Origin of the sequence: Streptomyces ambofaciens ATCC 23877, assembly GCF_001267885.1 — a bacterium.
GTDB classification, from domain to species: domain Bacteria; phylum Actinomycetota; class Actinomycetes; order Streptomycetales; family Streptomycetaceae; genus Streptomyces; species Streptomyces ambofaciens.
Genome location: NZ_CP012382.1, coordinates 5,209,660 through 5,235,798, shown reverse-complemented (window position 1 = coordinate 5,235,798; position 26,139 = coordinate 5,209,660). Strand labels below are relative to the sequence as shown.

Annotated in this window: 27 protein-coding genes; 12 read left to right on the top strand and 15 right to left on the bottom strand. The window is 72.8% G+C overall.

Features of this window, described 5'->3' with window-relative positions:
• Positions 1-118: 118 nt before the first annotated feature.
• Positions 119-760, bottom strand: a complete 642-nt coding sequence (locus SAM23877_RS23440) for a DUF6758 family protein (protein ID WP_053136707.1) — start codon at positions 758-760, stop codon at positions 119-121.
• Between the two features lie 213 nt (positions 761-973).
• On the opposite strand from SAM23877_RS23440, the gene SAM23877_RS23435 reads away from it, so the two are divergent.
• Positions 974-2,194 carry an MFS transporter gene (locus SAM23877_RS23435; RefSeq protein ID WP_079030385.1) on the top strand — a complete coding sequence of 407 codons (1,221 nt, stop codon included), beginning with the start codon at positions 974-976 and terminating at the stop codon, positions 2,192-2,194.
• A 57-nt stretch (positions 2,195-2,251) separates the two neighbouring features.
• On the opposite strand, the gene SAM23877_RS23430 is transcribed toward SAM23877_RS23435, so the two are convergent.
• The gene (locus SAM23877_RS23430; protein WP_053136701.1) at positions 2,252-2,848 is read right to left on the bottom strand and encodes a suppressor of fused domain protein; all 597 of its coding nucleotides are present in this window, start codon (positions 2,846-2,848) and stop codon (positions 2,252-2,254) included.
• A 511-nt stretch (positions 2,849-3,359) separates the two neighbouring features.
• On the opposite strand from SAM23877_RS23430, the gene SAM23877_RS23425 reads away from it, so the two are divergent.
• Together SAM23877_RS23425 and SAM23877_RS23420 are read left to right on the top strand one after the other, a co-directional pair.
• Positions 3,360-4,475, top strand: coding sequence for a magnesium and cobalt transport protein CorA (locus SAM23877_RS23425; protein ID WP_053136698.1), 1,116 nt, complete (start codon positions 3,360-3,362; stop codon positions 4,473-4,475).
• Positions 4,476-4,508: 33 nt separating this feature from the next.
• A complete protein-coding gene (locus SAM23877_RS23420; RefSeq protein WP_053136695.1) occupies positions 4,509-5,021 on the top strand; it encodes a hypothetical protein in 513 nt (170 codons plus the stop codon).
• A gap of 28 nt (positions 5,022-5,049) precedes the next feature.
• Here SAM23877_RS23420 and SAM23877_RS23415 read toward each other — a convergent pair whose 3' ends face one another.
• Entirely contained in the window at positions 5,050-5,748 is a 699-nt protein-coding gene (locus SAM23877_RS23415; protein WP_174532249.1) for a hypothetical protein, read from the bottom strand.
• 283 nt (positions 5,749-6,031) lie between these two features.
• Here SAM23877_RS23415 and SAM23877_RS23410 point away from each other — a divergent pair, with 283 nt between their 5' ends.
• From SAM23877_RS23410 to SAM23877_RS23400, 3 genes are read left to right on the top strand one after another with little or no spacing between them, the layout of a single operon-like run.
• Positions 6,032-7,324, top strand: coding sequence for a magnesium transporter MgtE N-terminal domain-containing protein (locus tag SAM23877_RS23410; protein ID WP_053136689.1), 1,293 nt, complete (start codon positions 6,032-6,034; stop codon positions 7,322-7,324).
• The gene (locus SAM23877_RS23405) at positions 7,314-7,913 is read left to right on the top strand and encodes a DUF1003 domain-containing protein (protein ID WP_053136686.1); all 600 of its coding nucleotides are present in this window, start codon (positions 7,314-7,316) and stop codon (positions 7,911-7,913) included. The genes SAM23877_RS23410 and SAM23877_RS23405 overlap by 11 nt, the downstream gene beginning before the upstream one ends.
• 43 nt (positions 7,914-7,956) lie before the next feature.
• On the top strand, positions 7,957-9,090 hold the full coding sequence (locus SAM23877_RS23400; protein ID WP_053136684.1) for an Mrp/NBP35 family ATP-binding protein: 1,134 nt from the start codon (positions 7,957-7,959) through the stop codon (positions 9,088-9,090).
• A gap of 75 nt (positions 9,091-9,165) precedes the next feature.
• Here the strand turns inward: SAM23877_RS23400 and SAM23877_RS23395 are convergent, their stop codons facing one another.
• The 5 genes from SAM23877_RS23395 to sigE all read right to left on the bottom strand — a co-directional run bounded on the left by SAM23877_RS23395 (position 9,166) and on the right by sigE (position 14,646).
• A complete protein-coding gene (locus SAM23877_RS23395) occupies positions 9,166-9,837 on the bottom strand; it encodes a hypothetical protein (RefSeq protein WP_053142791.1) in 672 nt (223 codons plus the stop codon).
• A gap of 245 nt (positions 9,838-10,082) precedes the next feature.
• Positions 10,083-10,529 carry a sec-independent translocase gene (locus SAM23877_RS23390; protein ID WP_053136681.1) on the bottom strand — a complete coding sequence of 149 codons (447 nt, stop codon included), beginning with the start codon at positions 10,527-10,529 and terminating at the stop codon, positions 10,083-10,085.
• Between the two features lie 147 nt (positions 10,530-10,676).
• On the bottom strand, positions 10,677-12,881 hold the full coding sequence (locus tag SAM23877_RS23385; RefSeq protein WP_053136679.1) for a S1C family serine protease: 2,205 nt from the start codon (positions 12,879-12,881) through the stop codon (positions 10,677-10,679).
• A 95-nt stretch (positions 12,882-12,976) separates the two neighbouring features.
• Positions 12,977-13,978, bottom strand: coding sequence for an anti-sigma factor family protein (locus tag SAM23877_RS23380; protein WP_053136676.1), 1,002 nt, complete (start codon positions 13,976-13,978; stop codon positions 12,977-12,979).
• The gene (gene sigE, locus SAM23877_RS23375) at positions 13,975-14,646 is read right to left on the bottom strand and encodes an RNA polymerase sigma factor SigE (protein ID WP_053136673.1); all 672 of its coding nucleotides are present in this window, start codon (positions 14,644-14,646) and stop codon (positions 13,975-13,977) included. The genes SAM23877_RS23380 and sigE overlap by 4 nt, the downstream gene beginning before the upstream one ends.
• Positions 14,647-14,944: 298 nt before the next feature.
• Here sigE and SAM23877_RS23370 point away from each other — a divergent pair, with 298 nt between their 5' ends.
• Positions 14,945-15,643, top strand: a complete 699-nt coding sequence (locus SAM23877_RS23370; RefSeq protein WP_162492159.1) for an O-methyltransferase — start codon at positions 14,945-14,947, stop codon at positions 15,641-15,643.
• 143 nt (positions 15,644-15,786) lie between these two features.
• Here SAM23877_RS23370 and SAM23877_RS37765 read toward each other — a convergent pair whose 3' ends face one another.
• The gene (locus SAM23877_RS37765) at positions 15,787-15,954 is read right to left on the bottom strand and encodes a DUF3117 domain-containing protein (protein WP_003966491.1); all 168 of its coding nucleotides are present in this window, start codon (positions 15,952-15,954) and stop codon (positions 15,787-15,789) included.
• Between the two features lie 367 nt (positions 15,955-16,321).
• Between SAM23877_RS37765 and chcB the strand changes: the two genes are divergently transcribed.
• Entirely contained in the window at positions 16,322-17,125 is an 804-nt protein-coding gene (chcB, locus tag SAM23877_RS23365; RefSeq protein ID WP_053136667.1) for a 2-cyclohexenylcarbonyl CoA isomerase, read from the top strand.
• A 28-nt stretch (positions 17,126-17,153) separates the two neighbouring features.
• Here the strand turns inward: chcB and SAM23877_RS23360 are convergent, their stop codons facing one another.
• Both SAM23877_RS23360 and SAM23877_RS23355 read right to left on the bottom strand, forming a co-directional pair.
• The gene (locus SAM23877_RS23360) at positions 17,154-17,738 is read right to left on the bottom strand and encodes a DNA-3-methyladenine glycosylase I (protein WP_053136664.1); all 585 of its coding nucleotides are present in this window, start codon (positions 17,736-17,738) and stop codon (positions 17,154-17,156) included.
• Complete coding sequence (locus tag SAM23877_RS23355; protein WP_053136661.1) at positions 17,735-18,094, bottom strand: DivIVA domain-containing protein; 360 nt, start codon at positions 18,092-18,094, stop codon at positions 17,735-17,737. Before SAM23877_RS23355 ends, SAM23877_RS23360 begins: the two co-directional genes overlap by 4 nt.
• A 205-nt stretch (positions 18,095-18,299) precedes the next feature.
• Between SAM23877_RS23355 and folP the strand changes: the two genes are divergently transcribed.
• A complete protein-coding gene (folP, locus tag SAM23877_RS23350) occupies positions 18,300-19,172 on the top strand; it encodes a dihydropteroate synthase (RefSeq protein ID WP_053142790.1) in 873 nt (290 codons plus the stop codon).
• Between the two features lie 305 nt (positions 19,173-19,477).
• On the opposite strand, the gene SAM23877_RS23345 is transcribed toward folP, so the two are convergent.
• Together SAM23877_RS23345 and dapE are read right to left on the bottom strand one after the other, a co-directional pair.
• Positions 19,478-20,236, bottom strand: coding sequence for an LOG family protein (locus SAM23877_RS23345; RefSeq protein ID WP_053136658.1), 759 nt, complete (start codon positions 20,234-20,236; stop codon positions 19,478-19,480).
• A gap of 109 nt (positions 20,237-20,345) precedes the next feature.
• A complete protein-coding gene (gene dapE, locus SAM23877_RS23340) occupies positions 20,346-21,425 on the bottom strand; it encodes a succinyl-diaminopimelate desuccinylase (protein ID WP_053136655.1) in 1,080 nt (359 codons plus the stop codon).
• 84 nt (positions 21,426-21,509) lie between these two features.
• On the opposite strand from dapE, the gene SAM23877_RS23335 reads away from it, so the two are divergent.
• Together SAM23877_RS23335 and SAM23877_RS23330 are read left to right on the top strand one after the other, a co-directional pair.
• The gene (locus tag SAM23877_RS23335; protein ID WP_079030382.1) at positions 21,510-22,487 is read left to right on the top strand and encodes a VldE C-terminal domain-containing protein; all 978 of its coding nucleotides are present in this window, start codon (positions 21,510-21,512) and stop codon (positions 22,485-22,487) included.
• 320 nt (positions 22,488-22,807) lie between these two features.
• A complete protein-coding gene (locus SAM23877_RS23330; protein ID WP_053136652.1) occupies positions 22,808-23,257 on the top strand; it encodes a hypothetical protein in 450 nt (149 codons plus the stop codon).
• Positions 23,258-23,433: 176 nt separating this feature from the next.
• On the opposite strand, the gene SAM23877_RS23325 is transcribed toward SAM23877_RS23330, so the two are convergent.
• Together SAM23877_RS23325 and fdxA are read right to left on the bottom strand one after the other, a co-directional pair.
• The gene (locus SAM23877_RS23325) at positions 23,434-24,531 is read right to left on the bottom strand and encodes a bifunctional succinyldiaminopimelate transaminase/glutamate-prephenate aminotransferase (RefSeq protein WP_053136650.1); all 1,098 of its coding nucleotides are present in this window, start codon (positions 24,529-24,531) and stop codon (positions 23,434-23,436) included.
• A 115-nt stretch (positions 24,532-24,646) separates the two neighbouring features.
• Positions 24,647-24,967 carry a ferredoxin gene (gene fdxA / locus SAM23877_RS23320; RefSeq protein WP_053136647.1) on the bottom strand — a complete coding sequence of 107 codons (321 nt, stop codon included), beginning with the start codon at positions 24,965-24,967 and terminating at the stop codon, positions 24,647-24,649.
• Between the two features lie 140 nt (positions 24,968-25,107).
• Between fdxA and SAM23877_RS23315 the strand changes: the two genes are divergently transcribed.
• The gene (locus tag SAM23877_RS23315) at positions 25,108-26,121 is read left to right on the top strand and encodes a GNAT family N-acetyltransferase (RefSeq protein WP_079030381.1); all 1,014 of its coding nucleotides are present in this window, start codon (positions 25,108-25,110) and stop codon (positions 26,119-26,121) included.
• Positions 26,122-26,139: the final 18 nt, after the last annotated feature.

Here is a 26,139-nt window from a genome sequence, read left to right as displayed (position 1 = left end):
ATCCGGCGGCCAGGCCTCGGGCACCTCCCGCCTCCGGGCGCGTCCCGCACCCGGCGTCCGCGGCCTCCAGCCGTCCGGCATCCACCGCCTCGCGGCATCCGGCCCCGGCAGCCGGCGCCTACGGCTGGAGCAGGCGCGGCGACAGCGCCCCGCACGGCACCAGGTCCACCTCGGCGCCCGCGTCCCGCAGATCGGTCAGCACCAGCTCCTCGTACATCAGCAGCCCCGACCGCTCCGGCCACACGACGGCCCACAGCCACATGCCGAGGGCCTCGCCGGCGAAGACGGCCCGGTCGGCGGGCGCGCCGGAGACGTGCCAGAGGGGGGTCGGACGGCCCGCGGCCAGCACCTTGGCCTGGGGCGGTTTCTCGACGTTCAGGTACGGCCCGGGGTCGGGGGCGTCGATGCCCGCGTACCGTGCCCCGAGACCGACGCCGAGCTCCTCGGCGATCAGGATCAGCTCGCCCATGCCCCCGAGGGGACCGGGTCCGGAACAGGCCACGGCCGTCGCCCGGCCGCCGCTGCGGTCGTCGCCCGCGCAGGTCACACCGGTGAACAGCCAGCCGACCGGCAGCGGCCACGGCATCCAGACCGGCACCTGCGTGCGGTGCACCACGACGCCGAGCGCCTCGACGCTGGGCGGAAGCACGGGCTGCAGCGGATGCACGGTCCCATGCAGGTCGCACTGCCAGGAATCGGCGAAGAGGCCGGGAGCCCTGACCCGGCCACCACACTTCGGGCAACTGGGTTCGCCCCTCATAGAGCCCCACGGTCCTACCCGCACCCGCCCACGTCAAGGACGATCACCCATCCGGGCGGAAGGGCCCGTCGGGCCGGGCGCCGGTACCGGGCCGCCGGGTCGGGTCGGCCAAGTCGACCGGGCCGACCGGCAAGAATTAGATGTATGTTGCATCAATTAGCCGAGCTAACTTACTATGTGTAAACACCAACCATGTCTCGTAGAGGAGCAAGCATGGACCCCTTCGACGCGAGTGCCGACGGCATCCTGCGGCAGCCCAAGGCGGTGTGGGCGACCGCCGGGGCGTCCGTCGTGGCCTTCATGGGCATCGGACTCGTCGACCCGATCCTGCCGTCCATCGCCAAGGGCCTGGACGCGAGCGCCGGCCAGGTCTCCCTCCTGTTCACCTCGTACTTCCTCATCACCGCCCTGGCGATGCTGGTCACCGGCTTCGTCTCCAGCCGCATCGGCGGACGCAGGACGCTGCTGCTCGGCCTGGCCTTCGTCGTCGTCTTCGCGGGCCTGGCGGGCACCTCCGACACGGTCGGCCAGCTCGTCGGATACCGGGCCGGCTGGGGCCTCGGCAACGCGCTGTTCGTCTCCACGGCCCTCGCCGTCATCGTCGGCGCGGCAGCCGGCGGCAGCGCCGCGGCGATCCTGCTCTACGAGTCCGCCCTCGGTCTCGGCATGGCCTGCGGGCCGCTCCTGGGCGCGCTGCTGGGCGACGCCAGCTGGCGCTACCCGTTCTTCGGCACCGCGTTCCTGATGGCGATCGGCTTCCTTTGCATCACGGTGTTCCTGAAGGAACAGCCGAAGCCGGCCCGCAGGACCTCCCTGCTGGACCCCCTCAGGGCGCTGGGCCACGGCGGCCTCGCCTCCGCGGCGATCTCGGCGTTCTTCTACAACTACACGTTCTTCACCGTGCTGGCCTTCACGCCGTTCGTGCTGAACATGTCCCCGTACAAGTCGGGCGCCGTGTTCTTCGCGTGGGGCGTCCTGCTCGCCGTCTTCTCGGTCCTCGTGGCGCCGCGCATGCAGAAGCGCTTCGGCTCGCTGAAGGTGCTCGGCGGCTCGCTGGTGCTGCTCGCGGCCGACGTCCTGGTGCTGGGCTACGGCGACCACACCACGGCGATCGTCTGCACGATCCTGTCCGGCGCCTTCATCGGCGTGAACAACACCGTCTACACCGAGCTGGCCCTCGGCGTCTCGGACGCGCCGCGACCGGTGGCGAGCGCGGGCTACAACTTCGTGCGCTGGTTCGCCGCGGCCGCTGCGCCCTACTTCGCGCCGAAGATCGAGGAGTGGACCGACGTCCACATCCCGTTCGTGGTCGCGGCGGTCACCGCCGTCCTGGGCGCGGTCGTGGTCGTCGTACGGCGTCGCGCGCTCACCCTCCCCCAAGTGCTGGAGCCCGGGCACGCGACCGAGGACAAGGTCACGGTCTTCGCCGACTGACCGCCGACGTCCGCCGACCGCCGACCGCCGGGGACCGGCGGCACGCGGTGAGTTCCGTCACTCCAGCGGGACGGACCTGCGGGACGGATCGCGCAGGTCCGTCCCGTGCGTCAGCCAGCGCTCCTGGAGCGCCTGCGCGCCGTGCACGCGCTTCCAGGCGGCCTCGTTCTGCGTCATCGGCAGCAGCGGCAGGAACCGTACGGCGTCCAGCGGCGCGTCCAGTTCCAGGTCCTCGACCAGGCCGCCCGGCTCGGCCACCAGGACCGAGGTGAACGGGGCGCCGGGCCACAGCGGCTCACCGACGTCCAGCGAGGCGCCGGGCGCCACGACCACGCCCTCGACCTGCGGCGACGCTGCCAGCACGGCGAGCGGGCGGAGCACCTTGTCGGTGTCGGCGAGACCGGCCCGGACGGAGAGGACCAGCTCGGCGCGGGGGCCCTGGACCGGGTCGGCGAGCACCGCCGTGGGGTCCGCCATGGGCTGGGACGACATGCCTAGCGTGGCGTAGCGGACGACGTCGCCCTCCTGGCCGCCGCCCGGGAAGCGGAGCACCTCGATGCGGTCGGTGCCGAGGAAGGTGACCGCCGCGCGTGCGTCCGGCTCGCCCAGCGCGCTCAGCAACCGGGCTTCGACCAGAGGGAGAACATCAGCCATGCGGCGAGCATAGAACTCGTAGGGAAGCGGCAAAGCGGCGCCTTGACACGTCACGTGACTGGTACTCTGGCCAGCGTTCGGGGCAGCACGCAGAAGCGTCGCGATCACGACCCCGACGCCTGAAGACTCCCCTACGGGGAACCCTCCCAAACAGAGGGAATCGATCGTCCCTCACGAGGGACCGGCCGGAGGAGGTGGGGCTGGCATGGACCGAAGTCGACCGTGCAGTACCACCCGCTCTTCCGGCCGCTGATGCAGCTGCTCCGGCTCCTCGCCACCGCCGCTCCCCCTCACCCGCGCGCCGTCGTTCGGAAGAGCACTTCGTCTCGTTTTGCCTGATCCGATCGATCGATCCGGTCAGCAGCTGAATCAGCAGCGAAGTCGGCCACCGCGACGGTGCGGTGCACCCCGCTTTGTGGACGTGCCGAGCACGTACGGTCAGGACGTCCTCATTCCGGGTGGTTCCACCCGTCACCGGCGCCGTTCGCTGCCCGTCGCGAAGGAGCCTGCCATGTCGATGATCCGTGACCTGCGCGCCGCGGTCCGCCCGTCCCGCGTCTCCCTGCGCAAGGACAGTGGCGTCTACGACACCACCCGCGACCCGGCGACCGCCTCCGCGGTGGTCGACTGCGCCGTCTACCGCGACGGCGCGCGCGTCGAGACGGACACGCCGCTCGGCCCGCACCAGGCGATGCGCCAGGTGCGCCGTGACGGCGGGTTCGTGTGGATCGGCCTGCACGAGCCCACCGAGGACGAATTCGCGGGCATCGCCCGGGAGTTCGGCCTCCACCCGCTGGCCGTGGAGGACGCCGTCCAGGCTCACCAGCGGCCCAAGCTCGAGCGCTACGACGACTCCCTGTTCACGGTCTTCAAGACCATCCACTACGTCGACCACGACGAACTCACCGCCAACAGCGAGGTCGTCGAGTCCGGCGAGGTCATGTGCTTCACCGGACGGGACTTCTTCATCACCGTCCGGCACGGCGGGCAGGGCTCGCTGCGCGCGCTGCGCCACCGGCTCCAGGACGACCCCGAGCTGCTGCTCAAGGGGCCCTCGGCGGTGCTGCACGCCATCGCCGACCACGTCGTCGACGGGTACATCGCGGTCGCCGACGCGGTGCAGGACGACATCGACGAGGTCGAGACGGAGGTCTTCTCGCCGGGCCGCAAGGGCGCGCCGCGCGGCACGGACGCCGGGCGGATCTATCAACTCAAGCGCGAGGTGCTGGAGTTCAAGCGGGCGGTGGCGCCGCTGCTGCGCCCCATGCAACTGCTCAGCGAGCGGCCGATGCGGCTGATCGACCCGGAGATCCAGAAGTACTTCCGGGACGTCGCCGACCACGTGGCGCGGGTGCAGGAACAGGTCGTCGGCTTCGACGAGCTGCTGAACTCGATCCTCCAGGCCAACCTCGCCCAGGCGTCCGTGGCGCAGAACGAGGACATGCGCAAGATCACCTCGTGGGCGGCGATCATCGCCGTACCGACGATGGTGTGCGGGGTGTACGGCATGAACTTCGACTACATGCCGGAGACCCACTGGAAGTTCGGCTACCCCCTCGTCCTGTCCATCACGGTCGGCCTCTGTCTGGGCATCCACCGCACGCTCAAGCGCAACGGCTGGCTCTGAGCCCGCCGCGGGGCTCCTGGATAGGCTGACCGCATGACAAGCGAGCTGCTCGACCAGGCCCTCGTCGAGGAGGCCACCAAGAAGTCCGGCCTCATCTGGGTCAGGGGGGCCGGGGCGCCCGCCCGCGCGCTGTGGCACGTCTGGCACGAGGGCGCCGCGCTCGTCGTCGGCGACGGCCCCGGCGAGCAGCCGCTGCCGGGACTGGCCGACGGCGCCGCGGCCGAGGTGACGGTGCGCAGCAAGGACAAGGGCGGCCGGCTGGTCTCCTGGGCGGCCCGGGTCGTGGAGCTGCCGTCCGGCTCCGAGGCCTGGCAGGCGGCCGTCGCCGAACTCAAGGGCAAGCGCCTGAACGCCCCGGACGGCGAGGCGATGACCGACCGCTGGGCCCGCGAGTGCCGGGTGCTGCGTCTGGAGCCGACGGGGGCGACGGCACCCCTTCCGGACGGCTCCCTGGCCGAGGCGCCGCTGCCGAGCCCGGCCACGACGCGGGAGCCGGCGCCGGCCGGGCTGCCGCGGCTGTTGCTCAAGCGCCGCAAGAGGCGTTAGCACCGCCCCGGGCGCGGGTCGGCGGCCGCTAGGAGGTCGGCAGCTGGCCGCCGTAGTCCAGGGTCTCGTCCTTGCCCGGCTCCTCGAGCGCGAAGTCCCGGTTCCAGTCCGAGAAGCTGAGCGTGCCCGCGCTGCCCGCCCGCACCAGGCGCAGCGGGTACGGCGTGCCCTCCAGGGAGACGTCCAGTGTGCCGCCGGCGCCCTCGTCGCCGGTGATCCGGACGGTGCGCACGCCCGCCTGCTCGTGGCGGCCGTCCGTCTCCACCGTGCCGTGCAGGGTCAGCAGACCGCCGAGGAGGACGTCCTTGTCCGTGAAGCCGCTGAACTTCTTGAAGACGGGGTCGCTCTCCGGCACCTTCACGTACTTGCCGGCCAGCTTCTCGGCGGCCTTGGCGTCGCCGCCGTCATGGCTCCAGAAACCGGCGTCGGCCTTGAGGAAGAGCTGCTCGCCGACGCGCAGCAGCCCGAACGTCGTCCCCTCGGCGGCGACCGATCCGGTCCCGCCCTCGGGCTTCAGCCGCATGTCGAGGCGGTACGTGCTCCCGCCGGCCTCCACGGAGCCGTGCAGGTGCACCGCCCGGGCGGTCCCGGCGACCGTGCGGGTCTTGGCGTGGATCTTGTCGGCCGGGAGCTTGCCCACGCCGTTGGTGCCCGCGTCGGGGTCCTCGCCACTACTGCATCCCGTCAGCCCTCCGCCCGTCACCACCAGGGCGCACACCGCGCCCATCAGAGCGACTCTGCGGATTCGGCGCCGGGGAGTCACAGACACAGGTGGGGCTGCCTTTCTGACATGGGCGGCTACGGAGCTGACCGGAGGGCCGGGCGGCGTACCGCAGCGTACCGGGGCGGCGGACGGCGGACGGCGCCAGTCCGTTAGGACCGCCCACCAGGGCGGAGCCGTTCGGGACGGGCTAGCCTGAAGCCCGTCCGAGCGGGCAATTCGGGAAGAGACACCTGACGCATCAGCTCTCACGCACTCTGACGCACGCTTACGAAAAGGAGCCGCGGCCATGGCAGCGGGCGCCCCCCGGATCTTCGTCTCCCACCTCTCCGGCATCGCCGTCTTCGACCCGGCCGGTGACCAGGTGGGACGCGTCCGCGATCTGGTCGTCATGCTCCGCGTCGGCCGCAAACCCCCGCGGGTGCTCGGGCTGGTCGTCGAACTCACCACCCGCCGCCGCATCTTCCTGCCCATGACCCGGGTCACCGGCATCGAGTCCGGTCAGGTCATCACCACCGGGGTCCTCAACGTCCGGCGCTTCGAGCAGCGGCCCACCGAGCGCCTCGTCTTCGGCGAGCTGCTCGACCGGCGGGTCACCCTCACGGAGACCGGCGAGGAGGTCACCGTCCTGGACCTGTCGGTGCAGCAGCTGCCCGCCCGCCGGGACTGGGAGATCGACAAGGTCTTCGTCCGCAAGGGGAGGAAGAGCGGCGCCTTCCGGCGCAACAAGGGCGAGACGCTGACCGTCGAGTGGTCCGGCGTCACCGGCTTCTCCGTGGAGGAGCAGGGTCAGGGCGCCGAGAACCTCCTCGCCACCTTCGAGCAGCTCCGCCCCGCCGACCTCGCCAACGTGCTGCACCACCTGTCGGCCAAGCGCCGCGCCGAGGTCGCCGCCGCCCTCGACGACGACCGGCTGGCCGACGTGCTGGAGGAACTGCCGGAGGACGACCAGATCGAGATCCTCGGCAAGCTGAAGGAGGAGCGCGCCGCGGACGTCCTGGAGGCGATGGACCCCGACGACGCGGCCGACCTGCTCGGCGAGCTGCCCGAGGCGGACAAGGAGCGGCTGCTGAGCCTGATGGAGCCCGACGACGCGGCCGACATGCGGCGCCTGATGGCGTACGAGGAGCACACGGCCGGCGGTCTCATGACGACCGAGCCGATCGTGCTGCGGCCCGACGCGACCGTCGCGGACGCCCTGGCCCGCATCCGCAATCCCGACCTCTCCCCGGCGCACGCGGCCCAGGTCTACGTCTGCCGGCCGCCCGAGGAGACCCCGACCGGCAAGTACCTGGGCACGGTCCACTTCCAGCGCCTGCTGCGCGATCCCCCGTACACCCTGGTCGGCTCGATCATCGACGCCGACCTGCAACCCCTGGAGCCGGACGCCGTGCTGCCCGTGGTCGCCGGGTTCTTCGCCGCCTACGACATGGTCGCGGCGCCGGTCGTGGACGACTCCGGGTCGCTGCTGGGCGCGGTGACCGTGGACGACGTACTGGACCACATGCTGCCCGACGACTGGCGGGAGACCGAGTACCACCTGGAGGACGCCGCGGGGGAGGTGAGCGCCGATGGTGCCTGAGCGGGAGAGTGCGCCCCGGGAGCGGGCGGCGTCGGGAGCCACGGCGGCCTCCCGTGCCCGGACCCGCCTGGACCAGCCGCGGCCGCCGCGCCGCCGGCTGCTGCCCGAGTGGGACCCGGAGTCCTTCGGCCGGCTGTCGGAGCGCGTGGCGCGCTTCCTGGGCACCGGGCGGTTCATCGTCTGGATGACGGTCGTCATCATCTGCTGGGTGGTGTGGAACGTGTCCGCGCCGAGCGGGCTGCGCTTCGACGAGTACCCGTTCATCTTCCTGACGCTGATGCTCTCGCTACAGGCTTCCTATGCGGCCCCTTTGATCCTGCTCGCGCAGAACCGGCAGGACGACCGGGACCGGGTCAATCTCGAGCAGGACCGCAAGCAGAACGAGCGCTCGATCGCCGACACCGAGTACCTGACGCGCGAGATCGCCGCCCTGCGCATCGGCCTGGGCGAGGTCGCGACGAGGGACTGGATCCGCTCCGAGCTGCAGGACGTCCTCAGGGACCTGGAGGAACGGCAGAACGGCCACCACCCGGATCGCGGGGTATTCCCGGCGGACCGGTCGGCGGGGCGTGACGTACACGACCGTTGACGGGGCTTTCCGTGCCCCGTGGGCGGCGCCGTACCATCGTCCTATGGCTACGGAAGACGCGGTGCGCGAAGCACTGGCGACGGTGAACGACCCCGAGATCAACCGGCCCATCACCGAGCTCGGGATGGTCAAGTCGGTGGAGATCGGCGCGGACGGAGCGGTCGCGGTCGCCGTGTACCTGACGGTCTCCGGCTGCCCCATGAGGGACACCATCACGCAGCGCGTGACCGACGCGGTCTCGCGCGTCGAGGGCGTCACGCGCGTCGACGTCGAACTCGACGTGATGAGCGACGAACAGCGCAAGGAGCTGGCCACCGCCCTGCGCGGCGGCCAGACGGAACGCGAGGTGCCGTTCGCCAAGCCCGGCAGCCTCACCCGGGTGTACGCGGTCGCCTCCGGCAAGGGCGGCGTCGGCAAGTCCTCGGTGACGGTGAACCTCGCGGCGTCGATGGCGGCGGACGGCCTGAAGGTCGGCGTCGTCGACGCCGACATCTACGGCCACTCCGTCCCGCGGATGCTGGGCGCCGACGGGCGACCCACCCAGGTCGAGAACATGATCATGCCGCCTTCGGCCAACGGGGTGAAGGTCATCTCGATCGGCATGTTCACCCCGGGCAACGCGCCGGTGGTCTGGCGCGGCCCGATGCTGCACCGCGCGCTCCAGCAGTTCCTGGCGGACGTGTACTGGGGCGACCTGGACGTCCTGCTGCTCGACCTGCCGCCCGGCACCGGCGACATCGCGATCTCGGTGGCGCAGCTCGTGCCGAACGCGGAGATCCTGGTCGTGACGACCCCTCAGCAGGCCGCTGCCGAGGTGGCCGAGCGGGCGGGCGCCATCGCCGTCCAGACCCACCAGAAGATCGTCGGCGTGGTCGAGAACATGTCGGGACTGCCCTGTCCGCACTGCGGCGAGATGGTCGACGTCTTCGGTACCGGGGGCGGGCAGTCGGTCGCCGACGGCCTGACCCGCACGACCGGCGCCTCGGTCCCGGTCCTCGGTTCCATCCCGATCGACGTCCGCCTGCGCGAGGGCGGCGACGAGGGCAAGCCCGTCGTCCTGTCCGACCCGGACTCCCCGGCGGGCGCGGCCCTGCGCGCGATCGCGGGGAAGCTCGGCGGACGGCAGCGGGGTCTGTCGGGGCTGTCGCTGGGGATCACCCCGAAGAACAAGTTCTGACGTTCCGCGCCGTTCTCCTACGGCATCGGGGGCGCCGTCCGGGTGGACGGCGCCCCCGATGCCGTGCGGCCGCCGTCAGGCGTACGCGGCGACGTCCTTGACGACGGAGAAGGCCAGCCCGTAGGCGCTCATCCCCCTGCCGTACGCCCCCAGGTGGACGCCCTGCTCGGTGGAACCGGCCAGCACCCAGCCGAACTCGGACTCCCGGTAGTGGAAGGGCGTCGCCACGCCGTCCACGGGGAGGGACAGCGACGTCCAGTCGGCCCCTTCCAGGTCGTCCGCGAGGACCCACGCGGTCTCCGTCTGCTGCTCCAGCCAGTCGTCGCGCAGCGAGTGGTCCATCTGGCCGGGCCAGGTGAAGGAGAGCAGCCCCACGCCGGCGAGCCAGGCCGCGGAGGAGACCGAGGTGGCCTCCAGCAGGCCCGTGCCGTCGGCGCTGCGCCGGTCGGGGTTGGCCGCCACGGTCACGACGACCGCGAACTTCTCCTTGGCGTCCTGGTCGTCACCGGACACGTGCTCGTTGCGCACCGACGGTTCGTCGCCGTGCCCGATCGAGCCGTGCTCCACGGTTCCGTCGGCCGCCGCGCCGACCTGCATCAGCCAGCGCCGACCCGTGAAGGCCTCGTCGAGGCCGTACCACGGGAAGGGCGCACGCAGATAGCCGTCGATCGTCCGCCGGCCGGAGGGGACCTCTTGTCCATCCTCCGTGCCCGGCGTCTGCGCGACCGCCTGACTCGTCGTCTCCATGTGCCCGGACGCCTCCTCGCTCTCGTCGGAACGGAACGGCCCGCCCCCCTTCGGGCGCACTCGTCCGGTCCGCACAACAACTCGGGCAGCATAGCCACACCACCGGCGACAGCCGGGAAAGCGCCCGGCGCGTGGGGCGCGCGAGCGTCGACTTCAGCCCCCGGACGCCACGAACGGAGCGTGATACGCGTCACATTCGGTGAGGGGATCGGGCAACGTGGCGGCCTGCGGCGCGCCGGGTGGCCTCAGGTGGCGTCCGCGTCGAAGGGCGGGCGGTCGTCGGGGGCCTCGGGCTTCTTCGCCATGTCGACGCGGCCGCCGGTGGCGCCGGACGAGGAGGACGGACCGGACGACGAGGACGACTCCGACTCGCGGCCGTGGACCGCGTCGGTGACCTCGGCCATCTCCTTCTTCAGGTCGAAGCCGTTGCGGATCTCCTTGAGCCCCAGGTCGTCGTTGTCCAGCTGCTTGCGGAGGAACGTCTTGGGGTTGAGGTCCTCGAACTCGAAGTCCTTGAACTCGGGACCCAGCTCCTGGCGGATGTCCTGCTTGGCGCTGTCCGAGAACTCCCGGATCTTGCGGATGGTCCGCGTCACGTCCTGGATGACCTTGGGGAGCTTGTCCGGGCCGAACACGAGCACGGCGAGGACGACGAGTGTCACCAGCTCGAGTGCGCCTATGTCATTGAACACCTGAAGCTCCTTGGGATGTCCGGGCCGCCCCCACGGTACCCGTCGATCCCGTCCGACCGGTACCGTCCCGCGAGCCCCGAGTACCTGTATGCGGGCGCTTTCCGAATTGTTTGCCTTCCTGGCCCCTTGTCGGACCTGTGCGCCGGTTCAGTCCCCGCCGGAGGAGCCGAGCACCAGTGAGACGTTCGTCTCCCTGCCGTCGCGCTCCAGCGTCAGTTCGAGGCGGTCGCCGGGGCGGTGGGCGCGGGTCTTGACGATGAGTTCCTCGCCGGAGTGGACGCGCTGTCCGTCGACCGCGGTGATCACGTCCCCCGCCTTGATGCCGGCCTCGGCACCGGGGCCGCCCGCGGTGACCGCGGGCCCGCCGCCACTGCCGCGGGTGCCCACGCGGGCGCCGTCGCCCGTGTAGGCCATGTCGAGGGTGATGCCGATGACCGGGTGGGTGGCCTTGCCGGTGTTGATCAGTTCCTCGGCGACGCGCTTGCCCTGGTTGATGGGGATGGCGAAGCCCAGCCCTATGGAGCCGGCCTGACCGCCGTCCGACTCCGCGCTGCCGCTGCCGGCGGACCGGATGGCGGAGTTGATACCGACCACCCGGCCCCGTGAGTCCAGGAGGGGGCCGCCGGAGTTGCCGGGGTTGATGGGCGCGTCGGTCTGCAGGGCGTCGACGTACGACACGTCACTGCCGTCGCCCTCCTCGCCGCCCGCCGTGATGGGCCGCTCCCTGGCGCTGATGATGCCGGAGGTGACCGTGCCGGCCAGGTCGAAGGGGGCGCCGATCGCGACGACGGGGTCGCCGACCCGCACGTTGTCGGAGTTGCCGAGGGGCATGGGGGTGAGGCCGCTGACGCCCTTCACCCTCACCACGGCGAGGTCGTATCCGCTGTCGCGGCCGACGACCGTGGCCTCGGCGGTGTCGCCGCTGTCGAAGGTGACGGTTATCCCGCCGCCCGGCCCGGCCGGCTCCACGACGTGGTTGTTGGTCAGGATGTGACCGCGGTCGTCGAGTACGAACCCGGTGCCGGTGCCCGCCGCGTCGCTGCCGCTCACGTGCAGGGTCACCACGCTGGGCAGGGCCCGGGCGGCGATCCCCGCGACGCTGTCCGGCGCCCGCTCGGCGGCCTCCTTCCCGGCCTGGGGCAGCTCCACGGTCCCGACACCGCCGTTGCGCTCCAGATACGCGCCCACGCCGCCGCCGATGCCGCCGGAGACCAGGGCGATCAGCAGTGCCGCGCCGACGATCGCCTTCCTGGTCCGCTTGCGTCGCTGTTCCCGCGTCGGCACGGCCGCGCCGCTCTGCTGCCAGGACGCGGTGGCGGCCGAGGCGGCCCAGGGGTCGTAACGCCGCCACGGGTCGGCGGCCGGCGTGTCGGCTCCCGGAGCGGCGTACGTCGCCTGCTCCGGCACCGTCACCGCGGCGGACGGCGCCGCGACGGTCACCGGAGCCGGCGGCGGGGCGTCCGCCGGCGCCGGATCGGGGGCCGCACCCGCGGGCGCGGGCGGGGCTGTCCCGGCGTGCGCGACGGGCCCGCCGGGCGCCGACGCCGCCGGGCCGTGCACCGGTGGAGCGGGCGACGGGGCGTCCGCCGACGCCGGGCCGGGGACCGCCCCTGCGGGGAGTCCCTCGGTCATGGTTCCCGGCACCGGCGCCGCCGCCGGGTGCTGCACGGGCGGAGCCGGTGCCCAGGGGCCCGGCTCGCCGTACGGCGGGGTGCTGTACGGGTCGGGGTCGTGCAGCGGCTTGGGCCGCTCGGTGACGGGCGGATCCGTGACAGGGCCGGGGGCGGCGGGGAGGGGCCCGGCGGGGGCCGGCGCGTCTGCGGCAGGGCCGGGGGCGGCGGGTACGGCGGCCGGTACGTCAATGACAGACCCGGCCGCAGTCGGTGCGGCAGCGGCCGGTACGTCGGTGACGGGCCCGGGAGCGGCGGGTACGGCGGCCGGTACGTCGGTGAGAGGCCCGGCGGCGGCCGGTGCGTCGGCGACGGGGCCGGCCGGTGCGCCGGCGGCGGCTTCGCCGTCCTGGCCGGTCCGGGCCGGTGCGCCCGGGTGAGAGCCGCCGTCCGCGTCCGCATCCGCGTGCGGGGCGGCGTCCGGGTCGGCGCGGTTGTCCGGGCCCGCCGACGTGTCCTCGCCCGGTCCGGGCGCCGGGCGCTCCAGCTCGTAGTCCCCCGTGCCGGACGCGTGGCGCGGTGCCGGGCGCTCCAGCTCGAAGTCTCCGTCGCCGGCCTCGACGTCACCGGTGCCGGTGGTGCGGTCCGCGCGAGGGCGTTCCAGTTCGAAGTCACCGTCGGGCACGTCCGCCGAGCGGGGACGAGACCACCACTTCGCCTTCGTGGGCTTCCCCTCGTTCATGTTCTCCCCCGCAGCCGGCCGCAGATCGTCGGCCCCAAGGGCTCTGGCGCCACCCCGGATTCAATCAGGTTCCCGGGCCGGCGCGCAGAGCCCGGTCAGTGAGCCGGACGGTGGGAGGCGCCGGGGGCGGCCGCCGGGTACGGGGACGGCACCGGATCGGGGACGGGTGCGGCGAGCAGCTCCGGGGGCCGGAGGTCGGACACCATCGACCACGCGGTCAGGGCGAGGGGCGGGACCGCTTCGAGCGGACGTATCAGCGGCGATCTCGCGGCGGCCCCGGCCGTCTCCGCGGTGGTCGGCGCGCGCGGCGTGCGCGGCCGCGGATCGGCGCCCGCGGGGGTCGGCAGCCCGGGCAGCAGCGGTGCCGACATCGCGGTGGGGGCGACAGGGGTGTCGCCGAGCGTCCGCTGGCCCTGGACCTGTCCGAGCAGCGGACCGCCCGCTCGGCGGCGCTGGCTCTCGTGGCTCGTGAGCGCTCCGACGCCGGTGGTGCGCGTCGGAGTCACATTGCTGCCGTTGCCCGAGCCGCGTGCCTCCGTGGTGGGGTCCGGCATGCCGACGGTGACACCGCCCAGGGCGATCGCGGCCAGCGACACCGCTCCGGCGGCCGCGAAAGCGAACCGCATCCCCCGCGAGGACGGCCGCTCCGATTCCTGCCGGCCCACGTCGTGGATACGGAAGCCGCGTCCCGGCGCCGAGGGCGTCAGGACCGAGGAGTGCGTCCGTGCGGGGGCGTAGCCGAACTCGAAACGCTCGCCCCGCCCGGTCCCGAAGACCCCGTCGAGGCCCCCGAAGTCCGTGCCGAAGCCCTTACCGCTCAGCGGTGAACCACCGCCGTCCGTGTCGCCTCCACCGGGCAGCCCCTGGAGGCGGGCCAGGAAGCTCTCGGAGGGGGCGGGTGGAGCCGCTTCCGCGAAGACGTTCTTCAGCCGACGCTGCGCGTCGACCTCCGCCTTGCACTTCGGGCAGGTGGCCACGTGCGCCAGAACGCGCTCACGCGTGTCATGACCGAGCTCACCGTCCACCAGGGCGGAGAGTCGGTCTCCCAGATGCTGCTCTGCGAGGTGCCCCTCGGATTCAGGCCGTGACCCACTCACGCGCTCGTGCCCCCTCCTCCCAGTGCCGGAACACGGGCCGCGAACGAACGACGCTCGGCACGTGTCCTGGGAGCGCGGTGCGCGAGTGCCTTGCGCAGCTGGGACCGGCCCCGGTGGATCCGGGAGCGGACCGTGCCGAGCTTGACGCCGAGGGTCGCGGCGATCTCCTCGTACGACAGCCCCTCGATGTCGCACAGGACGACGGCGGCGCGGAACTCCGGCGCGAGGGTGTCGAGGGCCTGCTGGACGTCCGCGTCGAAGTGGGCGTCGTGGAAGACCTGCTGCGGGTTGGGCTCCCTGCTCGGAAGCCGCTCGGCCGCGTCGTCACCGAGCGCGTCGAAGCGGATGCGCTGCTTGCGGCGCACCATGTCGAGGAAGAGATTGGTGGTGATGCGGTGGAGCCAGCCCTCGAAGGTGCCCGGCGTGTAGGTCGACAGCGACCGGAAGACGCGGACGAAGACCTCCTGGGTGAGGTCCTCGGCGTCGTGCTGGTTGCCGGTGAGGCGGTAGGCGAGGCGGTAGACCCGGCCGCTGTGGGTGCTGACGATCTCCTCCCAGGTGGGCGGAGTCCACGCCTGCCCGTCCGCGTCGCTGGAGAAGGTCGCGGTCTGGGTGTGTCCCGTCGAGGGGCGGTTGGCGTGGCTGTGGTCAGCAGCGGTGTCGTTCACGGATTTCGGCCTGCCTGCCGATCCGAGGAAGCGCCGCAGCACTCCGCCCCGATCCGCGGGAACGGCCGCACCTCCCCTGTCGGCTCTGGTGGTGTCCAGTGGAGCCCCTACCATAGCCACCTCGCCCGTTAGCTCCGGATAAGCGGTTTTACGAGAATTTGATCTGGGCTGACACGGCTCGTACGGCTGCGTCAGCACTTGCTCGGCACCTTGGCCCACTTCGCTGCCCCCAGTCGCGGTCCGACCGCTCGCCCGTCTTCGGACGTCTCCTCGTCCTCCCCTTCAAACGACCGGTCCCATCTGCGGGTTCCCGACGCCAACGGATACAGTCACGCCGAGGCAACGACGGGGACAGGAGAGGGTCATTACCGGCAACCGGCAGACGAGCTGGGCGTTCGCCGACGCCTATGTCGCCGAGGACGACGCGCTGCTCTGGGCACGCGACCGGGCCCGCGAGGCGGGTCTGCGCTCGGTGACCCCGGGGACGGGCTCCGCGCTGGGACTGCTCGCCGCCGCCGTGGACGCCAAGGCGGTCGCGGAGATCGGCACCGGCTGCGGGGTCTCCGGGATCCATCTGTTGCACGGCATGCGGCCGGACGGCGTACTGACCACGGTCGACCCGGAGCCGGAGCACCAGCAGTTCGCCCGTCAGGCCTTCCGGGCCGCGGGGTTCGCGAGCAACCGGGCCCGCTTCATCCCGGGCCGCGCCCTGGACGTCCTTCCCCGGCTCGCGGACTCCGGTTACGACCTCGTCTTCTGCGACGGCGACCGTCTGGAGTACCTGGACTACCTCGCCGAATCGTTGCGCCTGCTGCGGCCCGGCGGGCTCGTGGCCTTCGAGGGCGTCTTCGGCGCCGGCCGGACGATCGACTCGGGACCGCAGCCCACCGAGGTGCTGCGGCTGCGGGAGCTGCTGCGCGCGGTCAGGGAGAGCCAGGAACTGGTGCCGTCACTGCTACCGGTGGGCGACGGACTGCTGTGCGCCGCCAAACGGTGAACCGAACGGCGAACCACCGCCCCGCGGGCGCCTCGGAAAGCCTGCCCGGCACCGCTCGGGAAAAGCGGGGGAAATCAGCAGGACAATCGCCCCGGCACCATGTGCGGTACCGGGGCGATTGATCGGGTATGGTCGCTCGCGCGTCAGCCGACGACCTTCTTGAGGGCGTCGCCGAGCGCGTCGGCCTCGTCGGGGGTCAGCTCGACGACGAGTCGACCGCCGCCTTCGAGCGGAACGCGCATGACGATGCCCCGCCCCTCCTTGGTCACCTCGAGCGGGCCATCGCCCGTCCGCGGCTTCATGGCCGCCATGCTCGTTCCCCTTCCTGATACCAGCTCACCGTCACCGCCGACGGCCCGTGAGGGCACGCGCAGTCCGGCCCGGACACGCGACACCGGCATCGAACACATTGCTTCCCAGCCATTATCCCGCATCCCAGGACCCGATGACCAACATCGGTCGGCATCGCTTGGGCAACGCGCGCGAGCAAAACCACTCAATTCGGCGATGTGACTGCGATACTGCGCGCCCCCGAACAGTTCCGCAGAAGGAAAATGGACCGGTTTCCTTTGACGCAGGTCACATCTCCGGAGCGGTCCGGCGCCGGTGATCTCCGTCATGCTGTCTCCCGGACACACACGTACGACGACGACCGACCCACGACGCGGAGGGGAACCCATGGCCGACACCGTGCTCTACGAGGTGAGCGACGGGCTCGCGACGATCACGCTGAACCGCCCCGAGGCGATGAACGCGCTGAACATCGAGACCAAGGTCGCGCTCCGGGACGCGGTGCGCTCCGCGGCGGCGGACGGGGCCGTGCGGGCGGTGCTGCTGACCGCCGCCGGCGACCGGGCGTTCTGCGTCGGCCAGGACCTCAAGGAGCACATCGGGCTGCTGGCCGCGGACCGGGAGACCGGCTCCGGGCAGACCATGAGCACGGTGCGCGAGCACTACAACCCGATCGTGCGGGCACTCGCCGAGGCCGGGAAGCCGGTGGTCGCCGCCGTGAACGGCGTGGCGGCCGGAGCGGGCTTCGGTTTCGCGCTGGCGGCCGACTACCGGATCGTCGCGGACACGGCGGCCTTCAACACGTCCTTCGCGGGCGTCGCGCTCACCGCCGACTCGGGCATCTCCTGGACGCTGCCGCGTGTCGTCGGTCCCGGGCGCGCCGCCGACCTGCTGCTCTTCCCGCGCAGCATCGGCGCCCGGGAGGCGTACGAGCTGGGCATCGCCAACCGGGTCGTGCCCGCCGCCGACCTGCGCGCCGAGGCCGAGCGGACGGCGCGTGCGCTCGCCGAGGGTCCGACGGTGGCGTACGCGGCCCTGAAGGAGGCCATGGCGTACGGGCTGACGCACTCGCTCTCCGAGACGCTGGAGAAGGAGGACGAGCTGCAGTCGCGGGCGGGGTCCTCCGAGGACCACGCGATCGCGGTGCGGGCGTTCGTGAACAAGGAGAAGCCGACGTACCTGGGGCGCTGAGCCCGGCGCGGCGGGCGGGCCGGACGGCTCAGGCCCGCCGCGCCACGCACGCCGCCAGATGGTCGTCGACCAGTCCGCACGCCTGCATCAGCGCGTACGCCGTCGTGGGGCCGACGAACCGCAGGCCCCGCTTCTTCAGCGCCTTGGAGAGAGCCGTCGACTCCGGGGTGACGGCCGGGACGTCGGCGAGGGTCTTCGGGACCGGGCGCGCGGCCGGGTCGGGGGCGTGCAACCAGATCAGCTCGTCCAGCTCGCCGGGGGCCCAGCCGGCCAGCTCGCGCGCGTTGGCGAGGGTCGCGTCGATCTTCGCGCGGTTGCGGATGATGCCCGCGTCGGCGAGCAGGCGCTCGCGGTCCTCGTCGGTGAAGGCCGCCACCTCGGCGATCTGGAAGCCGGCGAAGGCGGCACGGAAGCCGGGCCGGCGGCGCAGGATGGTGATCCACGACAGGCCGGACTGGAAGGCCTCCAGGCTGAGGCGTTCGAACAGGGCGTCGTCGCCGTGGACCGGGCGGCCCCACTCCTCGTCGTGGTAGGTCACGTAGTCCGCGGTGGACAGGGCCCAGGGGCAGCGCGGCGCGCCGTCCGGGCCCGCCACGGCCTCCCCGGCGCTCACTGCTGCTCCTCCCGGGCCGGCTTCTCCATGGAGACGTGCCGGTGGGCGACGGCGGCCCGGGCACCGGCCAGCGCGGACTCCAGGTCGGCGATGCGGGCGTCGCGCTCGGCGAGCTCGGCGCCGAGGCGGCCGAGGGCGTCGTCGACGTCCGCCATGCGGTAGCCGCGGGCGACGAGGGGGAAGCGGAGCCGCTCCACGTCGGCGCGGCCGACCGGGCGGTCCGGGGGCAGGGAGTCCCGCAGCCGCTCGGGGGCGGCGTCGGGCAGCGGCCCGCTGTCGCCGCCGCTCACCACGGCGAGCGTCACCGCGGCGACCACGACGGCCAGCGCGACGACGAGGAACAGGAACATGACCATCGCTGGGGCCCCCATGGTCGGGTGGGACGCGGCGACCGCGTGCTTCGGCGGGTCGCGTCGCTGGTGGATCGGAGTCGGATCGGGAGTGGGAGTCGGTTGTGTCGGGTCCGATCGTGCCATGCGAGTCTGACAGTCGGGGCCGCAGGCGGCCGAAGGCCGGTCCCCGGGGCCGGGTCCGGGACGAGAGAACGGTGTGGACGAGAAGATGTCGCAGGGGACGCTGAGGCTGGGCAGGCGTGAATTCACGGCGCACGAGCCGGTGATCATGGCGATCGTGAACCGGACCCCGGACTCCTTCTACGACCAGGGGGCGACCTTCCACGACGAGCCCGCCCTCGCGCGCGTGGAGCAGGCGGTGGCCGACGGTGCCGCGATCATCGACATCGGCGGGGTGAAGGCGGGGCCGGGGGACGAGGTGTCGGCGGCGGAGGAGGCCCGGCGGACGGTGGGGTTCGTCGCGGAGGTGCGGCGGCGGTTCCCGGACGTCGTGATCAGCGTGGACACCTGGCGGCACGAGGTCGGCGAGGCCGTGTGCGAGGTGGGGGCCGACCTCCTGAACGACGCGTGGGGCGGCGTCGACCCGAAGCTCGCCGAGGTCGCGGCGCGGTACGGGGTGGGGCTGGTGTGCACGCACGCGGGTGGCGCCGAGCCGCGGACCCGGCCGCACCGGGTGACGTACGACGACGTCGTGGCCGACATCCTGAAGGTGACGCTGGGTCTGGTCGAGCGGGCGGTGGCGCTGGGGGTGCCGCGCGAGTCGGTGCTCATCGATCCGGGGCACGACTTCGGCAAGAACACGCGGCACAGCCTGGAGGCGACGCGGCGGCTCGGGGAGATGGTGGACACGGGGTGGCCGGTGCTGGTGTCGCTGTCCAACAAGGACTTCGTCGGGGAGACGCTGGACCGGCCCGTGAAGGAGCGGGTGCTCGGGACGCTGGCGACGACGGCGGTGTCGGCGTGGCTGGGTGCGCGGGTGTACCGGGTGCACGAGGTCGCGGAGACGCGGCAGGTGCTGGACATGGTGGCGACGATCGCGGGACACCGGGCCCCCGCGGTGGCCCGGCGGGGGCTGGCCTAGACGGGGGCCCGCCTGGACGGGGGACGGCCTGGGCCAGGACCCCCAGGGCGGGAGCCGGCCTGGCCGCGGGACGACCTCCGACGCCCGCGATGGCCCGGCGGGAGCCGGCTCAGACGGGGGACGTCCGGGGCGAGGGCCCCAGGGCGAGGGCCGACCCGGGCGCCCGCGACGACCCGACGGGGGCAGTACCAGGCAGGGGCTGACCCGGGCGAGGGCCGACCCGGGCGAGGGCCGACCCGGGCGAGGGCCGACCGGGGCGGGGGACGATCCGGGCGGTCTCCGTCTCCCCCGCCGGTGGCCGTGCGCTAGACGCCCGCCTCCTTGGAGACCAGGGCCACCGCCTCCTCCACGTCGTCCGTGACGTGGAAGAGGAGGAGGTCCTTCTCCGCGGCCTTGCCCTGGGCGACCAGGGTGCCCCGGAGCCAGTCGACCAGGCCGCCCCAGTACTCGGAGCCGAACAGGACGATGGGGAAGCGGGTGACCTTCTGGGTCTGCACCAGGGTGAGGGCCTCGAAGAGCTCGTCGAGGGTGCCGAGCCCGCCGGGCAGGACCACGAAACCCTGCGCGTACTTCACGAACATCATCTTGCGGACGAAGAAGTAGCGGAAGTTCAGGCCGATGTCGACGTACGGGTTGAGGCCCTGCTCGAAGGGCAGCTCGATGCCGAGTCCGACCGACGTGCCCTTCGCCTCCAGGGCACCCTTGTTGGCCGCCTCCATGGCGCCGGGCCCACCGCCGGTGATGACGGCGAAGCCCGCCTCGACCAGGCCGCGTCCCAGCCGCACCCCGGCGTCGTACTCCGGCGAGTCGGCCGGCGTGCGGGCGGAGCCGAAGACGCTGATCGCGGGCGGGAGCTCGGCCAGGGTGCCGAAGCCCTCGATGAACTCGGACTGGATGCGCAGGACGCGCCACGGGTCGGTGTGGACCCAGTCCGTCGGGGCACGCTCGTCCAGCAGGCGCTGGTCCGTGGTGCTCTTCTGGACCTGACTCCGCCGTCGCAGGACAGGGCCCAGGCGCTGCTCCTCCGGTGGCTGCTTCTTGCCCTCGGGGTTGCCGGTCGGCATGGGCGCTCCCTCCAGTTGCAGGTTCTTCCGCCTCAGCGTAGATCTACGCGGGTTACGTACGAGGGACCTCAGCATGTCCGCCACGCGCCGCGCTAAACCACGGGAGTGATCACGCCGTCAGCCAGGACCGCAGCCGCTCCTCCCCGGCGAGGATCTTGGCCGTCTCCACCCGCTCGTCCCGCTTGTGCGCCAAGTGCGGGTTGCCCGGGCCGTAGTTGACCGCCGGGACGCCGAGCGCCGAGAAGCGCGACACGTCCGTCCAGCCGTACTTGGGCTGCGGGGTGCCGCCCACCGCCTCGATGAAGGCCGCCGCGGCCGGGTGGGACAGGCCCGGCAGGGCCGCGCCGCTGTGGTCGTCGACGACGAACTCCGCCACCCCGCAGTCCGCGAAGACCTCGCGCACGTGGGCGAGGGCCTCCTCGGGGCTGCGGTCCGGGGCATAGCGGAAGTTGACCGTGACCACGCACTCGTCGGGGATGACGTTGCCCGCGACCCCGCCCGTGATGCCGACCGCGTTCAGGCCCTCGCGGTACTCCAGGCCGTCGATCACCGGGTAGCGCGGCACGTAGGCCGCCAGGCGCGCGAGGATCGGGGCGGCGGCGTGGATCGCGTTGGAGCCCATCCAGGAGCGGGCGGAGTGCGCCCTCTCCCCCGTCGTCCTCAGCAGCACCCGCAGCGTGCCCTGGCAACCGCCCTCCACCTGGCCGTCCGACGGTTCGAGGAGCACCGCGAAGTCGCCCTGCAGCCACTCGGGGTGTGCCTCGGCGACGTGCTTGAGGCCGTTGAGGTCGGCGGCGACCTCCTCGTTGTCGTAGAAGACGAAGGTCAGGTCGCGGTTGGGGGCCGGGACGGTCGCCGCGATGCGCAGCTGGACGGCGACGCCGGCCTTCATGTCGCAGGTGCCGCAGCCCCACAGGACGCCGTCCTCGTCGAGCCGGGACGGTACGTTCTCGGCGATCGGGACGGTGTCGATGTGGCCGGCCAGGATCACGCGCTCCGCCCGGCCCAGGTCCGTGCGCGCCACGACGTTGTTGCCGTACCGCTCGACCGACAGGTGCCCCAGCGCGCGCAGGGCGGTCTCGATCGCGTCCGCGAGCGGCTTCTCGGTGCCGCTCTCGGAGGGGAAGTCGACGAGCCGCGCGGTGAGCTCCGCGGCGTCCAGCGTGAGGTCAAGCGGGGTATCGGCCATGGCCCCGACCCTAACGCCCCTGCCCTTGCGGGCACTGTCCGTACCCGGGGTACACCACTGCCTACCCTCCAGTACCTTGTACGCGTGCTTCAGCCGTCGCCACCCCGCAAACGCCATGGCCGTCTCCTCCGTTCGGGGGCGGCCCTCCTGGTCCTGCTCGCGGTCGCCGGTTACCTCGCCGTGCAGTACGTCACCGGGGGCGCCGGCGCTCCGGGCTGCCGGGTCGTCTCGGGCGAGGACGGGCGGGAGACGTACGAGTTCTCACCGGAGCAGGCGGTCAACGCGGCGGCGATCACCGCGGTGGGCACCGCGCGCGACCTGCCGGAGCGTGCGGTGACGATCGCGCTGGCGACCGCGCTGCAGGAGTCGTCGCTGCGCAACATCGACCACGGCGACCGCGACTCGCTCGGCCTCTTCCAGCAGCGCCCCTCGCAGGGCTGGGGCACGCCGGAGGAGATCATGGACCCGGCGTACTCGGCCGGCCTGTTCTACGACCATCTGGTGAAGGTGCCCGGCTACACGCGCCTTCCGCTGACCGTCGCCGCGCAGCGGGTGCAGCGCAGCGGCTTCCCCCAGGCGTACGCCAAGCACGAACCGGACGCCACACTGCTCGCCGCCGCGCTGACCGGACGGTCCGCCGCGACGCTGACCTGCGAGGGCCGTCCCGGTGCGAACCGGGCCAAGGGGCCGGACGCGGTCCGCGCGGCGCTCGTGCGGGACTTCGGACGGGACGTCCTCCAGCCGGCCGGCGCGGAGGCGGACGCCCCGGCCGCGCAGCCCGCGCCCTCGGCGTCCGCGGGCGGCACCGACGGGCGGACCGTGACGCTGCCCGTGGCCTCCGGCACCGGCCCGGGCGCGGAGGCGAGCCCGGAGCGGCGCGGATGGCAGCTGGCGCACTGGGCGGTCGCCAACGCCTCCTCGCTGCACATCCAACGGGTCTCCTACGCGGGCCGGGAGTGGACCGCGGGGCACACCGACAGCACGTGGCGGCCGACGGCCGGGGGCGGCGCCCAGGGCGCGGAGCGGGCCGCGGGCGCGGTCCGGATCACCTCCGCTCCGTAGCGCTCGCCCGTACGAGCCGTCACCCCCGCGAGTTACCGGCGCCGGCGCCCGGCCGGGTGGAGCGCGCTTGTTCGCGCCGTCACCCCCGAGAACGCCGGAGCCCAGAAGAAGCAAGGGCTGTAGGCATTCGGCGGACTTTCCGACCGGCGCCCTTTTGCCCGTTTTTCTGTGCACCCGATAATGCGACGCGTTGCCAACTCTTTACGTTGTGCCGCCGCAACCTTCGCGGCCTTCGAGCGGTAGTCACTGCGTCCGAGCCCGGTGGATCACTCGCCGGGCACGGTCGGATCACCATCATTGACTTCCGTCGAAGGAGCATCATGTCCCTCCCCCTGACCCGCCGGATCGCCCGTGCCGCGCTGCTCGTCGCTGCGGGAGCGGCTGCCGGGGTCGGTGCGGCCGGCTCCGCCAGCGCGGCTCCCGAACTGCCGGCCACCCCGAACCTCGGGGGACTGACCGCCCTGGACGGGGCGAACGTCGGCAGCACCGTCGACTCCGCGGCCCAGAACGTCACGCAGACCGCGGGTGACACCGGCGGCAAGGCCGTCAAGAAGACCGTGCCGGCCGCGGGCAAGACCGGTGGCTCGGCCGTCAAGAAGACCACGCCCGTGGCGCAGAAGGCCGCCGGGGACGCGGCCGGCTCCGCCGGGGAGATCGTCGGTGACACCGCGGGGACCGCCACCAAGGGCGGCCTGCCGACGGACGCGCTGGGCAAGGGCGGGCTGCCCGCCGCCGGTTCGCTGCCGGTGCAGGGGCTGCCGCTCGGCTGACGGTCGCCGACCTGTTGCGACGGCGGGGCCCGGGTTTCCCGGGCCCCGCCGCCTTGCGTGTGCCGTCGGCCGCCCGGCCGTGAGCGGGCCGGACCCTCAGCCGCCCGAGCCGTCCACCGGTCAGGCCGTCAAGCCGTCAGGCCGTCCCTCGGTCAGTCCGTCCCTCGGTCAATCCGTCAGGCGGTCAGGCGTCGTACGGCCGCGTGGACGCGTTCGTCCGTCGCCGTGAAGGCGACCCGGACGAAGTTCTCGCCCGCCGGGCCGTAGAAGTCGCCGGGGGCCACCAGGATGCCGCGCTCGGCGAGGTGGGCCACCGTGTCCCAGCAGGACTCCTCGCGCGTGGCCCAGAGGTAGAGGCTGGCCTCGCTGTGCTCGATGCGGAAGCCGTGGCCGGCCAGTGCCTCGCGCAGCGCCGTGCGGCGGGCCGCGTAGCGCTCGCGCTGGACGCGGACGTGCTCGTCGTCGCCGAGGGCCGCCACCACGGCCGCCTGCGTCGGCGCGGACGTCATCATGCCGCCGTGCTTGCGGATCTCCAGGAGCGGGCCCAGGACCGCCGGGTCGCCCGCCAGGAAGGCCGCGCGGTAGCCCGCGAGGTTGGAGCGCTTGGAGAGCGAGTGGACGGCCACCAGGCCGTCGTAGGAGCCGCCGTTGACGTCCGGGTGCAGGACGGAGACCGGGTCGGCCTCCCAGCCCAGCTCCAGGTAGCACTCGTCGGAGACGACGAGGACGCCGTGCTCGCGCGCCCACGCCACGATGCGGGTCAGCTCGGCCTGGGAGAGGACCTTGCCGGTCGGGTTCGACGGGGAGTTGAGCCACAGCAGCCTCAGCCCCGCCGGGTCCAGCTCGGTCGGGTCGTCGTACGCCTCGTACTCCGCGCGGGCCAGGCGCGCGCCGACCTCGTAGGTCGGGTAGGCCAGGCGCGGGAAGGCCACCTTGTCGCCGGGGCCGAGGCCCAGCTGGGTGGGGAGCCAGGCGACGAGTTCCTTGGAGCCGACGATGGGCAGGACGTGGCGGTGGGTGGCGTCGCGGGCGCCGAGGCGACGCCCGATCCAGCCGGTGATCGCGTCGCGCAGCGCCGGGGTGCCCCAGACCGTCGGGTAGCCCGGGGAGTCCGCCGCGTCGGTCAGGGCCTTCTGGATCAGCTCGGGAACCGGGTCGACCGGGGTGCCGACGGAGAGGTCGACGATGCCGTCGGGGTGCGCGGCGGCCGTCTTCTTGTACGGCTCCAGCCTGTCCCAGGGGAAGGTGGGCAGGCGCTCGGAGACTGCGGACACGGTTACTGGCTCACTTTCTCGGTGCGGCTGGAGCGGCAAAACGCCTCGGTCCCGCACGGCACCGATCGGGGGCGATCAGCCGTACGGGACCGAGGCGGCGCGGTGCGGGCCGCTCCTACTGGTTCTGCGGCGGCAGCGCGGAGATGAAGGGGTGGTCACGCTCGATCAGCCCCAGCTTGCTGGCACCACCGGGCGAGCCGAGCTCGTCGAAGAACTCGACGTTCGCCTTGTAGTAGTCCTTCCACTCCTCCGGAGTGTCGTCCTCGTAGAAGATCGCCTCGACCGGGCAGACCGGCTCACAGGCACCACAGTCGACGCATTCGTCCGGGTGGATGTACAAGGACCGCTGGCCCTCGTAGATGCAGTCGACCGGGCACTCCTCGATGCACGCCTTGTCCTTCACGTCGACACAAGGCTGCGCGATGACGTAGGTCACGCTGTCGTTCCTCCTCGATAGGGCGCTGGCGGGCCTCCTCAGGCTCCGCCGCCTGGCGCGCGGGAGCGCGGCGTCGTCGATGCCCGCCCCTAGTATCTCCGTTCTTGGGCATGATCCGAACAGGAGGGGTGGACCGACCCGTGGAAATCTCTGCCGCTGGGCGGCTTGAGGTCCGTATCACCGCTGCTGACGTGGGCAAACGAGTCTCCGTGCGGCGCTTGAGCGAAGCTGGTGCGCCGGGTGAGAAGTTCACCGATACGGTCGGTGTTCTCACATCATGGGACAAGGGTGTGCTGCTGATCACACGGAAGAGCGGCGAGAGCGTGCGCGTCGACGAATCGGCGCTGGTCGCGGGCAAGGTGGTGCCGCCCGCGCCCGCGCGTCGGCGCGGTCCCGCCGCCACCTACGAGGAGCTGGCGCGGGCCGCCTCGCGGGCGTGGCTGCCCGTGGAGAGCGAGTGGCTCGGCGGCTGGGAGCTGCGGGCCGCCGCCGGGTTCACGCGGCGGGCCAACTCGGTGCTGCCGCTCGGCGATCCGGGACTGCCGCTCGACGCGGCGCTGACCGCCGTACGCCGCTGGTACGGCGAGCGCGGTCTGCCCGCGTACGTCCAGACCGCCACCGGCGCCGAGGGCACGCAGGAGATGCTCTGCGGCGAGCTGGAGCGGCGGGACTGGGTGCGGGAGGTGACGGCGGAGGTGTGGACCGGCGCCCTGGCACCGGTCGCCGACCGGGCGGAGGGGACCGGTGTGGTCCTGGCCCGGGAGGCGGACGAGGCGTGGCTCGCGCGGTACCAGCGCAAGGGCGTGAGCGAGGTGGCCCTGCGGGTGCTGGGCGGGGGGCCGTCGGTGTGGTTCGCGACGGTCCCGGGTGCGGCGGGGGAGGCCCCGGCCGCGATCGGGCGGTGTGTCGTGGACGGGCGGTGGGCCTCCTTCGCGGCCGTCGAGGTCGACCCCGCGCAGCGCCGCCGGGGGCTCGCGACCGCCGTGATGGCCGCGCTGGCCCGGCGGGCGCTCGACGAGGGCGCGTCGGCGGCCTGGCTCCAGGTCGAGACGGACAACGCTCGGGCGCGGGCGCTGTACACCGGGATGGGCTTCGCCGCGCACCACGCGTACCACCACTACCGGGAACCGGCGGATGCCGGGACGGACCGGTGACCGATCGCCGTGGAAGGG

Bases quoted from the DNA above. Each gene is read 5' to 3' on its own strand.
- SAM23877_RS23440 (WP_053136707.1), bottom strand. From the start codon at position 760: ATGAGGGGCGAACCCAGTTGCCCGAAGTGTGGTGGCCGGGTCAGGGCT.
- SAM23877_RS23435 (WP_079030385.1), top strand. From the start codon at position 974: ATGGACCCCTTCGACGCGAGTGCCGACGGCATCCTGCGGCAGCCCAAG.
- SAM23877_RS23430 (WP_053136701.1), bottom strand. From the start codon at position 2,848: ATGGCTGATGTTCTCCCTCTGGTCGAAGCCCGGTTGCTGAGCGCGCTG.
- SAM23877_RS23425 (WP_053136698.1), top strand. From the start codon at position 3,360: ATGTCGATGATCCGTGACCTGCGCGCCGCGGTCCGCCCGTCCCGCGTC.
- SAM23877_RS23420 (WP_053136695.1), top strand. From the start codon at position 4,509: ATGACAAGCGAGCTGCTCGACCAGGCCCTCGTCGAGGAGGCCACCAAG.
- SAM23877_RS23415 (WP_174532249.1), bottom strand. From the start codon at position 5,748: ATGGGCGCGGTGTGCGCCCTGGTGGTGACGGGCGGAGGGCTGACGGGA.
- SAM23877_RS23410 (WP_053136689.1), top strand. From the start codon at position 6,032: ATGGCAGCGGGCGCCCCCCGGATCTTCGTCTCCCACCTCTCCGGCATC.
- SAM23877_RS23405 (WP_053136686.1), top strand. From the start codon at position 7,314: ATGGTGCCTGAGCGGGAGAGTGCGCCCCGGGAGCGGGCGGCGTCGGGA.
- SAM23877_RS23400 (WP_053136684.1), top strand. From the start codon at position 7,957: ATGGCTACGGAAGACGCGGTGCGCGAAGCACTGGCGACGGTGAACGAC.
- SAM23877_RS23395 (WP_053142791.1), bottom strand. From the start codon at position 9,837: ATGGAGACGACGAGTCAGGCGGTCGCGCAGACGCCGGGCACGGAGGAT.
- SAM23877_RS23385 (WP_053136679.1), bottom strand. From the start codon at position 12,881: ATGAACGAGGGGAAGCCCACGAAGGCGAAGTGGTGGTCTCGTCCCCGC.
- SAM23877_RS37765 (WP_003966491.1), bottom strand. From the start codon at position 15,954: ATGGCGGCCATGAAGCCGCGGACGGGCGATGGCCCGCTCGAGGTGACC.
- chcB (WP_053136667.1), top strand. From the start codon at position 16,322: ATGGCCGACACCGTGCTCTACGAGGTGAGCGACGGGCTCGCGACGATC.
- SAM23877_RS23355 (WP_053136661.1), bottom strand. From the start codon at position 18,094: ATGGTCATGTTCCTGTTCCTCGTCGTCGCGCTGGCCGTCGTGGTCGCC.
- folP (WP_053142790.1), top strand. From the start codon at position 18,300: ATGTCGCAGGGGACGCTGAGGCTGGGCAGGCGTGAATTCACGGCGCAC.
- SAM23877_RS23345 (WP_053136658.1), bottom strand. From the start codon at position 20,236: ATGCCGACCGGCAACCCCGAGGGCAAGAAGCAGCCACCGGAGGAGCAG.
- dapE (WP_053136655.1), bottom strand. From the start codon at position 21,425: ATGGCCGATACCCCGCTTGACCTCACGCTGGACGCCGCGGAGCTCACC.
- SAM23877_RS23330 (WP_053136652.1), top strand. From the start codon at position 22,808: ATGTCCCTCCCCCTGACCCGCCGGATCGCCCGTGCCGCGCTGCTCGTC.